Consider the following 12,991-nt stretch of genomic DNA (forward strand, 5'->3'; position numbering starts at 1 on the left):
AAGGGAGATGAGTTTTGACGAGGTGATAGGACAGCGAGAGGCGCAGGAGCGGCTGATACAGATGGTCAGGGAAGACCGTCTGCCACACGCCATGATGCTCTGCGGCCCGCAGGGAAGCGGGAAACTGCCTTTGGCGGTAGCATTCGCCTGTCATCTGCTGGACAACGGCACACCTTCGGCCAAAGCCATGCTGCAGAAGCTGGAGCACCCCGACCTACACTTCACCTACCCTACCATCAAACTGCCCTCCATGGGAGCTGACCATAAGCCCGTGAGCGATGACTTTGCCAAGGAGTGGCACACGCTAATTGCACAGGGACTCTACATCACTATGGACGAGTGGATGCAGGCCATGGGCGGCGAAAACCAGCAGGCCATCATCACCGCTGGTGAGAGCGACGACCTGGTCCGCAAACTGAGTCTGAAGTCGAGTCAGGGTGGTTATAAGGTAAGCGTGGTATGGCTGCCAGAGAGGATGAACATCGAATGTGCCAACAAATTGCTGAAACTCATCGAGGAACCGCCTCTGCAGACGGTGTTCATCATGGTTTGCGAAGAGCCCGACAAGCTGCTGGAAACCATCCGCAGCCGTGTGCAGCGCATCGATGTGAAACGCATCGACGAGGCAGATATCCAACAGGCACTCGTGGCGCGTAGAGGCATCGGCGAGGAAGATGCGCGACGCATCGCCCGCTTGGCCAACGGCAACTGGCTGAAGGCGATGGAGGAGTTGCAGGTGGGCTCGGAGAACGAGTTCTTCCTCGACATGTATAAGATGCTGATGCGTCTGGCCTACCAGCGTAAAATCAAGGACTTGCGCAAATGGAGTGAGCAGATGGCCGCTCTGGGGCGTGAGAAACAGAGGCGATGGCTCAGCTACTTCCTCAGGATGACGAGGGAGAACTTCATGTATAACTTCCAGAACGAAGAACTCTGCTATATGACGCAGCAGGAAGAGGACTTCGCCAAGAACTTTGCCCGTTTCGTGAACGAGGCCAACGTGGTGCCCATTAGTGAGCTGGCAAATCTCGCTACTCGAGACATCGGGCAGAATGCCAATGCAAAGATTGTATTCTTCGATTTGGCGCTGCAAATGATTGTGCTACTATTGCAAAAATAATAGATAACCATAGGTAATCATAGATAATCCTAATAAAAAGAGAATATGGAGAAAAGTAACGAACATAACATCATGGTGGGCTGCGACAGAGGCCTGTGCCACCAGGCTGTAGGCCGGCAAGACCGACAGCTGAACACCTACGACTGGCTCGCCGACGTGCCTGGCAACGTGGACACTACTGACCTCGTAGAGGTGCAGTTCAAGCATACCCGTAAAGGCTATTACCACAACGTGAACAACCTGGAACTGAACAAAGGCGATGTGGTAGCCGTGGAGGCCAGTCCAGGCCATGACATCGGTGTGGTGACACTGACAGGACGACTAGTGAAGTTGCAGCTTAAGAAGGCCAACATCAAATCACCTGATGATATCAAGCGCGTCTATCGCATTGCCCGTGAGACGGATATGCAGAAGTTCCGAGAGGCCAAAGCCAGGGAACACTCAACGATGATTGAGAGCCGTAAGATTGCCAAAGGTCTGGGGCTGCAGATGAAGATTGGCGATGTGGAATATCAGGGCGACGGCAACAAGGCCATCTTCTACTACATCGCTGACGAGCGCGTGGACTTCCGTCAGCTGATCAAGGATCTGGCAGCAGCTTTCCACGTGAGGATTGAAATGAAGCAAATCGGTGCCCGTCAGGAGGCTGGACGTATTGGCGGTACAGGTCCTTGTGGACGTGAACTCTGCTGTGCCACCTGGATGAAGAACTTCTCAAGCGTAAGCACCAATGCAGCCCGATTCCAGGATATCTCGCTGAATCCGCAGAAGCTGGCAGGCATGTGTGCCAAGCTGAAGTGCTGCTTGAACTACGAGGTGGACGACTATGTGGAAGCTGGCAAGAAACTGCCTGGAAAGGATATTATCCTACAGACACAAGATGCCGACTACCATCTGTTCAAGAGTGACATCTTAGCAGGACTCGTGACCTACTCAACTGACAAGAACATTGCTGCCAATCTGGAGACTATCAGTGCAAAAAGAGCCAAGGAGGTGATTGAATTGAACCGCCAGGGGGAGAAACCTATCTCGCTACAGGAGGGTGGTAAGAAACCCCAAGAAGAAAAGCACAGCGTTGATCTGGCAGGAGGCGACATCAACCGCTTTGACAAAGCCAAGAAAAAGAAAAAGAAGAAGCACAACAACAATCGCAACGGAGAAGGGCATGCCAACGCTAAGAATCAGCATGAAGGATAAAATATTCATACTGCTGGCAGTCCTCGCGCTGGTTGTCGCAGCATGCGACAACCAGACGGTGTATCATCATTACGAACACATAACGATGGACGGCTGGGACAAGAACGACACTCTAAAATTCTCTGTGGCCCCCATTCAAACAGCTGACAACTATTTGGAAGTGGTGGAGATACGCATTGACAACACCTTTCCTTTCATGGGGCTAACACTGAAGGTAGAGCAGACTGTATATCCCTTAGGAGTGACCCAGCGCCAAAGCATTGAGTGTAGTATGATAAACAACAATGGGCACCCCACAGGATCGGGTGTAAGCTATTACAATTACGAGTTTCCTTTAATGAATTTGGACCTGAATAAGGGAGACTCGATTCAGATTAATATCGTTCATAACATGAAACGGGAAATCATGCCCGGCATTTCAGACATCGGCATCCGTCTAACGGCGCAATAAGTTTCTACCTGCATCGATACGCAGGAAGATGAACAACAGGAACGTGAAACCCCATAATGACGATCCTCCATAGCTGAAGAACGGTAAGGGGATACCGATGACAGGTGTCAGACCTAACACCATGCCCACATTGATAAACACATGGAACAGGAAGATACTGAGCACGCTATAGCCATAGACACGTCCAAAACGACGTGGCTGGCGCTCTGAAAGATGTATCAGCCGTAAGATCAAAGCCAGAAAAAGCAGCAGCACACCCGCAGAACCCAAGAAGCCCTCTTCTTCACCAACGGTACAGAAGATGAAGTCGGTATCCTGCTCTGGTACATATTTCAGTTTAGTCTGAGTACCATTGAGGAAGCCCTTGCCTCCCAGACCACCCGAGCCAATGGCAATCTCACTCTGATGCACATTATATCCAGCACCCTTCAGGTCTTCCTCCAAACCCAACAACACATTAATACGTACACGCTGGTGAGGCTCTAGCACATGATTCAAGCCATAGTCAGCCAAATTGAAGAAGAGTATGGAGCCTAAGGTAAAGGCGGCTATCCACAGGTAGTTGTGGAAGCGCGTCATCAGGAAGCGCCACACAAGATAGAGGATGAGCAGGCCACAAATAACCATCTCTACATAGACAATGTCGAAGGGGATGACAAAGAATGAGAAAAGTAACAAGATTACCATGCTACCAAGGCTTACCATCAATAGATGGATAGCCTCGCGCTTATCACGGCAATAGACATAAATAAGTCCGATGGAAAAGAATTGGATGAGCAGTAACACCACGAGTTTTCCTACGGATGTAGGTGTATAGAACAGCATCGTATCAGCATATCGGATGCCCACCACAAAATAGATTACCATGGCCACACCCGTAAAAAGGATACTGCCAGGCATGCCCTCACGATAAAACATAAGGAAAAAAGCCAAATAGACCAGTGCAGAGCCCGTCTCTCGCTGCAAGACGATGAAGAGCATAGGCAACAATACGATGGCCAAAGAGATTGCAAAATCCTTCCACCTCGAGATACTGTAACCATAGGTATTCATAAACTTCGCCAAAGCCAGGGCTGTAGCGAATTTTGCGAACTCTGCAGGTTGTAGGCGCAACGGACCGAGAACGAGCCACGAACGCGAACCCTTGATACTATGCGGATTGAAGATGGTGCCGAAAAGTAGCAAAAGCATGAAACCGAAGATGATATAGGCAAACATGTCGAGGTAACGGTCGTCGAGCAGAAGGATGACAAAGCCCAGCATGATGGATGTGCCAATCCAAATGACCTGCATACCTGATCGCGTGTTAAGACTGAAAAGATCAGTATCACCATAGTCATAACTCGCACCGCACACACTCACCCATCCGAAGACGAGCAAGGCGATGTAAATGGCGATGGTCCACCAGTCGAGCGAGCGGATGACACCTTTGGGATTACCTGTCTGTTGTACCATAGTTGATTCTGCGTTCCTGGAACTCACGAGCCTTTGCCTCGGAAGCCTCAGAGAGTTTTCCATTGATATACTGTTCCATAATCAGGCCGCCAATGGGCACACCATAGGTGGCACCCCAGCCGCCGTTCTCCACATAGACCGCTACAGCAATCTTCGGGTGATCCATGGGTGCAAAACCCATGAAGACGGAGTGGTCGTGGCCACGGTTCTGCGCCGTACCCGTCTTACCACAAGCCATAAAATCATACTTACCCAAAGCCTTACAAGTACCTCCAAGAACAGAGGAGCGCATGCCCTGGACAATATAGTCATAAGCCTCGCGTCCGGCCTTCGTATAGTGTTTCCTTGTGAAAGTCGTATCAAGAGGTTCGCCTTGCACTTTGCGCACCACGTGGGGTACATAATAATAACCCCGATTGGCGATGGTAGCGCCGAGATTGGCAATCTGAAGAGGTGTGGCATTAACCTCGCCCTGTCCAATGGCGATAGAAATAATAGTCAGACCATTCCACGAACCTTTATACGCTTTGTCGTAAAACTGTGCATTGGGAATCAAACCGCGCTTCTCACCTGGAAGGTCGATACCAAGTCGATAACCAAAGCCCATCGACACCATATAGTCACGCCAAACATCCATGGCATTCTGCACAGTACCATATTTCGAGATGTGGGTATTAATCATGTGGTAGAGTCCCCAGCAGAAGAAACCATTGCATGAGGTACTCAGTGCAGGTACCAGCGGCAATGGGGCGGCATGGCCATGACATCCCACATGAAGGCCCTTAAAGTTAAAGCCATGGCCACATGGATACATCGTCGAGGGAGTAATGATACCTTCGGAGAGGAAGGTAAGTCCCTGAGTAGTCTTGAAGGTGGATCCCGGAGGGTACTGGCCCATGATACTACGGTTGAGCAAGGGCTTCCATACATCTTGTGAGAGTAAACGGTGGTTCTTCGAGCGCAAACGTCCCACCATCATACGGGGATCATAGGAGGGAGACGACACCATACAGAGAACCTCGCCCGTAGAGGGTTCGATGGCCACAATACTACCAATCTTTCCTTCCATCAGACGCTCGCCGAGTTTCTGGAGTTCAGCATCAATACCCAGTGTCAGGTTCTTACCAGCCTGAGCACGACGGTCGAGCTCACCATTCCTATATCGGCCCTGGATACGACCATGGGCATCGCGCAGCAGGATCTGCACACCTTTGACGCCACGTAGCTGCTTCTCGTAGTAACGTTCCACGCCTAGCTTGCCAATATAGTCGCCTGGCTGGTAGTAATCGTCTTCCTCAATATCGGCAGGCGACACCTCTGCCACATCACCCAGCACATGGGCACCCATGTCATAAGTGTACTGGCGCACGCTGCGTTTCTGGACATAGAAGCCGGGGAAACGGAACATCTTTTCCTGAAACACGCTGAAATCCTTGTCACTAAGCTGGCTCATGAATAACTGTTCTGTGAAACGGCTGTAGCCAGGATTCTTGGAGCGGTCCTGCATGGTGGCCATTCGACGGTCGAATTCTTCCCTCGTAATGCCCAATGACTGGCAGAAGTCAAGGGTATCAAGGCGACCACGGGCTTCATTCATCACCACCATGACATCATAAGAAGGCTGGTTATAAACCAACAACTTACCGTTTCTGTCTAAGATGGCACCACGAGAAGGATATTCAATCTTTTTGAGAAAAGCATTGGAGTCGGCGCTCTTCTTGTAGTCATCACTGGTAATCTGGAGCATGAACAGACGGATGATATAGATGACCACGATCAGAATAGCCACCCCTGCAATCACATATTTCCGATATTCAAGTCCGTAATCTTTCACTTCGAGCGAACACTTTCAATAGCCAAGATCAGAATCCACGTCAGCAGAGAACTGGCAATGATACGCTCCAGCCAGACTAACCACTCGAAGAAGGAGAAGGCCTCTAGCGTGAAAAACACCAAGCAATAAAGGGTTGTAATCACGCCACTGAGGAATGCAAAACCACCAAAGCCCATAGTTGCCACGGAGATTTCCATATCCTCTGCAGAGTCACGAGGCGCAGTTCTTTCCACCAAAAAGGGTTGGATAAAGCCTACCAACGTCATCGTGCCGGCTGCTAATCCGGGGGTGCTGGAAAACATGTCAACAATGAGTCCCATAAAGAAACATGAAAGCAGGATTATCCAGCGTGGAAAACCGCGACGGAAGGTGATGGCAAAATAGATATAGAGTAGCGGCATGGCCACATCCAACAAATGGACGTGGTTCAGGATGAGCACCTGAGCTGCCAACAAAATGAGGAACATCGTCACACGATGAAGTAAAACTAATGCCATCTCTGATACTACTTATTCTTTTTAATACTGATAGAGTCACGGGCGGCCTGCATCAGAGCAGCACGCTCAGCAATACTCTTATCACTAATCACCACAACGTCGCGGACACAACTGAAATCTGTGCTCAGGCGTACTTTAAGTTTGTACGACAATCCGTCGCTGGAGTTATAAGCTTGTTCTATCTGCCCAACGAGCACCCCAGAAGGGAAGATGCTGGAGAAACCACTTGTCTCCACCCACTCGCCAAGCTTGAACTTCGCATGACGAGGGACATCCTCAACATAAGCCACGGAAGCGTCACCTCCATACCAATGGAGATAACCGAAGTAGCCACGTCCACGGATGGCACAGCTGATGCGGGAAGAAGAGGCATTCAGGGCAGGGATGACAACTGCGTAATGATCGGAGACAAGATAAACCACGCCCACAATACCATTACCACAAGCGACACCCATGTCGACCTCCACCCCATCAACACGTCCTTTGTCAATGGTCATCAGATTATCTGCCTTATGCACAGTATTGTCAATCACCTTTGCAGGAATCAACTGATACTGACTAAGGAACTGCAAGCCTTTACGCTCTATTTGTGTGGTGTCCTTCGTCAGGTCACCATAGAGGCGTCGCAACTGGTCTACCTGACGTTCCAAATAGAAATTGCGAGTAGTAAGCTCCTCATTCAGGCGTCCAAAGTTGAAATAAGACAGGACGCTGCTCTCCCATTGGTAAATCTTACCCACCACCGCATTGGATGATGAGAGCCAGACACTCCCTTGATAGCTGTTGTACTGAAACAACAGAACACCACTGGCCACCTCCAACAGGATGAAGATAAACCAGTGATGATACTTTATAAGAAAGTCCAGCAGGTTACGCATCTACGGACAATTATCTCATCAAGAACGAGAAGCGGTTGACATTCTTCAGGGCAACACCAGCACCCTTGGCAACACTATGGAGGGGATCCTCTGGCACGTGGAATTCAATGTGCATCTTATCAGTAAGGCGCTTATCAAGGCCACGGAGCAGGGCACCACCACCTGTGAGGTAGATACCGTTCTGAACAATATCGGCATAAAGTTCTGGCGGCGTACTCTCAAGAGCAGAGAGAACGGCTGTCTCAATGCGGGACACGGTCTTGTCGAGACAATGTGCTATCTCCTGATAGCATACGGGGACCTCCATAGGCAGGGCTGTGATGCGGTTAGGACCATGAACCACAAAGTCCTCGGGAGCATCCTCACCCAAATCCGTGAGGGCAGAACCTACAGCAATCTTGATACGCTCAGCCATACGCTCACTGACCTTCACATTGTGCTGACGGTACATATACTCCTGAATATCAGCTGTCAGATCATCTCCAGCCGTACGGATGGAGTTGTTGGAAACGATACCACCGAGTGATATAACGGCAATCTCGGTAGAACCGCCACCGATGTCAACAATCATATTACCCTCAGGAGCCTCTACATCGATGCCAATACCAATAGCAGCGGCCATCGGCTCGAAAATCAGATATACATCGCGGCCATCAGCATGCTCCGCTGAGTCGCGTACAGCACGGAGCTCCACCTCTGTAGAACCAGAGGGGACACCAATCACCATACGGAGCGAGGGAGAAAACAGGCGGCTTCCTGTATGCACCATCTTAATCAGTCCACGCATCATCTGCTCACAAGCAGAGAAGTCGGCAATCACACCGTCGCGCAACGGACGGATGGTACGAATATTCTCATGTGTCTTCTCATACATCATCTTCGCCTCATTACCAACAGCTATCATCTTGTCGGTACGACGATCCAAGGCAACGACGGAGGGTTCATCAACCACAATCTTATCATCGCTGATGATAATAGTGTTGGCTGTGCCCAAGTCCATTGCAATCTCTTGCACAAAACTGAAAAATCCCATTCTTTTTACCTTAATAATATTATATACCTTTCAATCTTACTTACTAACAAACCATGAGTGGATGGCTGTGTCATAGTGAGAACTTACGCCAAAAGCACGGGTTGCAAACATACGACGGTCTTCAATGTCCGTCTGAGCACCCTTCTTGTTCAGGATATCCAACAGCACACCATACTCGGCCTTGCTGGGCACAATGACAACATCCTTGAAATTCTTGGCACCGGCACGGATCAGAGAGATACCACCGATATCAATCTTCTCAATGATATCAGCCTCTCCAGCACCACTGGCTACAGTCTGTTCAAAGGGGTAAAGGTCTACGATGACGAGATCAATCTCAGGAATCTCGTACTGCTTCATCTGCTCAATGTCACCCTCGTTCTCACGACGGGCCAGAATTCCTCCGAACACTTTCGGATGCAAAGTCTTCACACGACCTCCGAGAATAGAGGGATAAGTGGTGACATCCTCTACCTTCTGGCACTCATAACCCAACGACTCAATAAACTGCTGGGTACCACCAGTAGACAGGAATTTTACACCCTCCTCATTTAACTTCTTGAGCAACTCGTCGAGACCATCCTTGTGGAATACCGACACCAAGGCGGTCTTAATTTTCTTTGTTTCAGCCATTTCTAATCTTTATAACGTTATAAATTCGAATCAGGCTGCAAAGATACAAAAAGAAAACGGATTAATCTTCATTTTCGCAAAGAAAAATTTGATTAATCCGTGTTAAAGCTAAGATAGGTCAATCTACGACCATCATTTTAATCTAGGTGGAACACTTCCTGAAGTGGAATGGTGACAGGTGAATTGTCTGGATTCACCTCCATGATATCGGCCATCATATCCCACCATTTCTGAGTGATGGGATCGACATTCTCGGTATCCTGTGAGTTGCCTTCACCATCACATTCCTGATAGCCGAACAAGATGTTTGTATCCTTGTCCCAATAGATGCTATAGTTGCTCACGCCACCATCTTTAATCATCTTGACAAGTTCTGGCCAGATGGCCGCATGACGCTTCTCGTACTCTTTCTCACAACCTGGTTTCAGGTACATTTTAAATGCAAATCTCTTCATATCTTTTATACTATTAATATGTTTCAGTTCCCGTCAGGTTTAGTCACATCCTGTTTCTGAGCAGGATACCACACGAATGTATCAGGATCATCTGGTTGCTTCGGATTGAAGTCGGACCAATCTGTACGTAATCCACTGACCATTGGCAACTGCAACTGTTTCATGCCCATCACAACCATCTTTGCCACCTCATAGGCGCCATAGGGATTAAAATGCGTATTATCTGCCAACGCCTTATCTTGTCCAGGAAAGCTATTGGCTGGATAATGGACGAGTGCCCGCTTACTGCCTTCAAAACCAAGCGTTTCGAAGAAATCACGAGTCATATCGTGGAGTTCGATGACGGGCACTCCTTCACGTTGTGCCACAGCCCGCATGGCGTCGGGATAGTCGAGATGGGTCTCCTGTATCTTCGTATGAGTAGCCTCGTCGAAGAATCGGCGCTGGGTGGGGGTAATAAAGATGATATTACCGCCAGCAGCCCGCACACGGTCGATGAAAATCTTCAGATGGTAAGCGAAATGATAGTAGGCACCATCGCCAGGACGTTTCTCCTTCTGATCATTATGGCCGAACTCACAGATCACATAGTCGCCTGGCTTCAACATCGACAATATCTTCTCGAGACGGTTCCCATTGATGAAAGTACGAGCCGTAAGCCCACTCTCAGCATGATTGGAGATAGCCACACGATCGGTAAACCAACGAGGAATCATCTGCCCCCACGAAGCCCAAGGCTCCAGTTCCTGATCAACAACGGTGGAGTTGCCGCAAAGAAATACGGTAAGCGCCGTCGTATCAGGTTCGATACGGATAGTCTTCACGGCAGGACTGGCGCCATTGAACTCCAAAGTCAACAATGAGTCCCAGTTCAAGTAGTCATGCTCCCGAGGTTTCAATGACACTTTCTTTCCACCAGGAATCTCTGCTGAGCGTTTATTGACGATAAAGCTATAGGTAGAGTACTTACCTTTCTTTGTCACACAATCCTCCACCATCAGTCGTCGCGACTCAGCTCGGACCACCGTGTGAGCAGCATGTCTTTTTGCCCCTAAAGTCACCGTTACCTTATAGTTGCCGTCGGCCACGGGTACAGAGAAGTAGAAGGGCTTGTCGGAAGTGCGATTAAGCACCGTGTCAACGATTTGCGCCTGTGAATTCAGTAAGGAAAGCCCAAAGACCGCCAGCAATAAACAATTTTTTTTCATCTTAGTAGACTGTTTTTATCAAAAAGCCCTACACTCACCGCAAGAGTGCAGGGCTTCTAATCAATAAATTATGTATGAATCGCTAACTTAATAGCCAGGGTTTTGCCATGCCTTCTTTTCGTCATCGCTCAGGTTGGTTCCGTCCTCATGCTGTAGAGTATCGATGAACTTCTGAGGGATAGGACGATACATGTGGCGATCCTGCACGTTAGGAGCAGCCTCAGGATTGAAAGCCTTAGCGCGCTTTACCAGCAGACCTGTACGAGCCAGTTCATCCCAACGGTTCCACTCACCCAGCAGCTCACGGGTACGCTCATTGAAGACGAAATTCAGCATACGGTCATAGTCGCCAGAAGCACCGATAGCAGACAGGATGGCCTCATCCTCTGCGGGCAGCTGCGTGTAGCTCTTAATCTGAAGGTCAGAAGCAGCCTTGGTCTCAGCAATACCTGTAGAGAGATAATAAGTGTTCTTGTGGGTCATCGAAGCATAGTAGGCCTCTGCATTGGTAAGCCCTTTGCCGCTGAAGTCCTTATTCTTCTTTGGTGGTGTGTTGTTAGCAGTAGAGTTGTCCTTGTCGCCGCCGTCAGCCTTCAGGAAGGCCATCGAACCGTCGGTGTAGTAAGAGCGATCCTCACCATCCTTCCACTGACCGCGAGCACGGAGAGTGTTTATAGTCTTAATGGCACCGGCATAGTCACCCTGACGAACCTGACACTCTGCCTTTACAAGGTAGGTCTCACCACTACGAGCCATGATAACGTCACGGTGAGCATCACCCTTCTCACCTGTACGGCTTCCGTCAGCAGTCTTGTTGATGCCACAGAATACGTTAGAGGTGGCTGTGTTACCGCTGACACCGTAGTTATAAAGCACATACTTGCCGTTCATGAAGGTGGGGAATGCATTGGGCACCCACTTACCTGTCAGAGGATTCACAAAGCTGTGAGGCTGGCCACCACGGCCGAAGGTACCATAAGGCTCGCCATCAAAGCGATGATCGTCTTTCTTGTTAAGGATGAAGATGATACCCTCGTCACCGATACCAGGCATCTGGTCGGCTTTGATACCATTATCAGCAACCACCTTCTCTGTGGTGGCCTGAGCATGGTTCAGACCATAGACGGTCTTGAAGGTCTTCCACATACGGGCATCATTCACATTGTCGAATACCGAATAGGTGTACTCTGTAGGACGGCAGCGCTGGAAGTCCATGCCACCGATGTACTGACCACGCTGTACCCAACCACCGGAGAAGTTGGAGAACTGAGGATCGAAATAGTTATAGGTACGGTTACCGAAACGACCCTGAGTCGTATTGTCCTCATTGTGCTCGGCTGCCATCAGGATTTCAGAGAGGCCTTCGTTCTTACAGTCGACACCAGTCCACTTGGCATAAAGGTCCCAATAGTCCGGAGCCAGCGGGCAAGCTGAGATAACCTCATCGCAGAGGGAAACTGCACGGTTCAAATCGGTACTCTTGTCATACTTGCCAGCCCATGAGGCACAACGCTCTGACTGACGATACAGCAGGGCCTTAGCCAGGAAGTGGGCAGCCGTATACTTCGTCCAAGTACCATTGCCACGCCATTTGTTCGTGGGAAGCATCAGATATGCCTGTTCGAAGTCGGAAATAACCTGAGCGAGAGTCTCTTCCTCTGAGGCACGGGTGAAGTTCTTCTTCACGACACCGTTGCTGGGCTCAGTCTGGAGGACAACGCCGCCATACTGACAGAACAGACGGTAGTAGTTATAGCCGCGCAGGAAGTAGGCCTCACCGAGGGCCTTATTGCGAGATTCTTCGTTCTTAACATTAACAGCCTTGTCAATCACAAGGTTGGCCGTTGCGATACCATAGTACATCTCATCCCAAAGGGCTGACACAGCAGGACAGTTCTTGTTGGCTGCGCCAAGAGCAGGTGTACAGTCAAGGGGGTTCAGACGGTTATCGTAGGTATTCCAAGGCTCAGAAGTGAGGTCAGCACCGTTGGTGAACTCGTCACAACCATAGAGCGTGATACCGTAAGCCCACTCATAACCGAAGTGCCAGCGGATGTTTCCGTAAAGACCGGCAGCCATCTTCAGGGCACCTGTCTCGTCTTCAAGCAGCGCGTCAGTCACCTTATGGCCGGCATCCTCCTTCAGAAAGTCCTCGCCACAAGAGGTCGTACCCAGCAAAGCAAGCATCGACAGCGCACCGCAAACTAATGTTTTACTGATATATCTCATA

Annotated in this window: 12 protein-coding genes; 3 read left to right on the top strand and 9 right to left on the bottom strand. The window is 49.6% G+C overall.

Features of this window, described 5'->3' with window-relative positions; all coding sequences use genetic code 11:
* Positions 1-7 precede the first annotated feature (7 nt).
* The 3 genes from BMY16_RS10730 to BMY16_RS10740 are packed head-to-tail and all read left to right on the top strand — an operon-like array spanning position 8 to position 2,768.
* Positions 8-1,120, top strand: a complete 1,113-nt coding sequence (locus tag BMY16_RS10730; protein ID WP_091842339.1) for a DNA polymerase III subunit — start codon at positions 8-10, stop codon at positions 1,118-1,120.
* A gap of 45 nt (positions 1,121-1,165) precedes the next feature.
* Positions 1,166-2,317 (top strand): PSP1 domain-containing protein, encoded by a 1,152-nt coding sequence (locus tag BMY16_RS10735; RefSeq protein WP_091842341.1) that lies wholly within the window; start codon positions 1,166-1,168, stop codon positions 2,315-2,317.
* The gene (locus tag BMY16_RS10740) at positions 2,286-2,768 is read left to right on the top strand and encodes a gliding motility lipoprotein GldH (RefSeq protein ID WP_244513033.1); all 483 of its coding nucleotides are present in this window, start codon (positions 2,286-2,288) and stop codon (positions 2,766-2,768) included. The genes BMY16_RS10735 and BMY16_RS10740 overlap by 32 nt, the downstream gene beginning before the upstream one ends.
* Here BMY16_RS10740 and rodA read toward each other — a convergent pair.
* The 9 genes from rodA to BMY16_RS10785 all read right to left on the bottom strand — a co-directional run bounded on the left by rodA (position 2,754) and on the right by BMY16_RS10785 (position 12,990).
* A complete protein-coding gene (gene rodA, locus BMY16_RS10745; protein WP_091842345.1) occupies positions 2,754-4,223 on the bottom strand; it encodes a rod shape-determining protein RodA in 1,470 nt (489 codons plus the stop codon). The genes BMY16_RS10740 and rodA overlap by 15 nt on opposite strands.
* A complete protein-coding gene (gene mrdA / locus BMY16_RS10750; protein ID WP_091842346.1) occupies positions 4,204-6,057 on the bottom strand; it encodes a penicillin-binding protein 2 in 1,854 nt (617 codons plus the stop codon). The genes rodA and mrdA overlap by 20 nt, the downstream gene beginning before the upstream one ends.
* A complete protein-coding gene (mreD, locus tag BMY16_RS10755) occupies positions 6,054-6,554 on the bottom strand; it encodes a rod shape-determining protein MreD (RefSeq protein ID WP_091842348.1) in 501 nt (166 codons plus the stop codon). Before mreD ends, mrdA begins: the two co-directional genes overlap by 4 nt.
* Before the next feature lie 8 nt (positions 6,555-6,562).
* Complete coding sequence (gene mreC, locus BMY16_RS10760) at positions 6,563-7,432, bottom strand: rod shape-determining protein MreC (protein WP_091842349.1); 870 nt, start codon at positions 7,430-7,432, stop codon at positions 6,563-6,565.
* Positions 7,433-7,442: 10 nt separating this feature from the next.
* Positions 7,443-8,465, bottom strand: coding sequence for a rod shape-determining protein (locus BMY16_RS10765; RefSeq protein ID WP_091842351.1), 1,023 nt, complete (start codon positions 8,463-8,465; stop codon positions 7,443-7,445).
* Between the two features lie 36 nt (positions 8,466-8,501).
* Positions 8,502-9,098 carry an IMP cyclohydrolase gene (locus tag BMY16_RS10770; protein ID WP_091842352.1) on the bottom strand — a complete coding sequence of 199 codons (597 nt, stop codon included), beginning with the start codon at positions 9,096-9,098 and terminating at the stop codon, positions 8,502-8,504.
* A gap of 137 nt (positions 9,099-9,235) precedes the next feature.
* Positions 9,236-9,553 carry an L-rhamnose mutarotase gene (gene rhaM, locus BMY16_RS10775; protein ID WP_091842354.1) on the bottom strand — a complete coding sequence of 106 codons (318 nt, stop codon included), beginning with the start codon at positions 9,551-9,553 and terminating at the stop codon, positions 9,236-9,238.
* A 23-nt stretch (positions 9,554-9,576) separates the two neighbouring features.
* Positions 9,577-10,761, bottom strand: coding sequence for a rhamnogalacturonan acetylesterase (locus tag BMY16_RS10780; protein ID WP_091842355.1), 1,185 nt, complete (start codon positions 10,759-10,761; stop codon positions 9,577-9,579).
* A gap of 87 nt (positions 10,762-10,848) precedes the next feature.
* Positions 10,849-12,990: a RagB/SusD family nutrient uptake outer membrane protein gene (locus tag BMY16_RS10785; RefSeq protein ID WP_091842357.1), complete on the bottom strand. Its 2,142-nt coding sequence runs from the start codon at positions 12,988-12,990 to the stop codon at positions 10,849-10,851.
* Position 12,991 lies beyond the last annotated feature (1 nt).

The organism is Prevotella sp. ne3005, from assembly GCF_900110085.1.
GTDB lineage: Bacteria > Bacteroidota > Bacteroidia > Bacteroidales > Bacteroidaceae > Prevotella.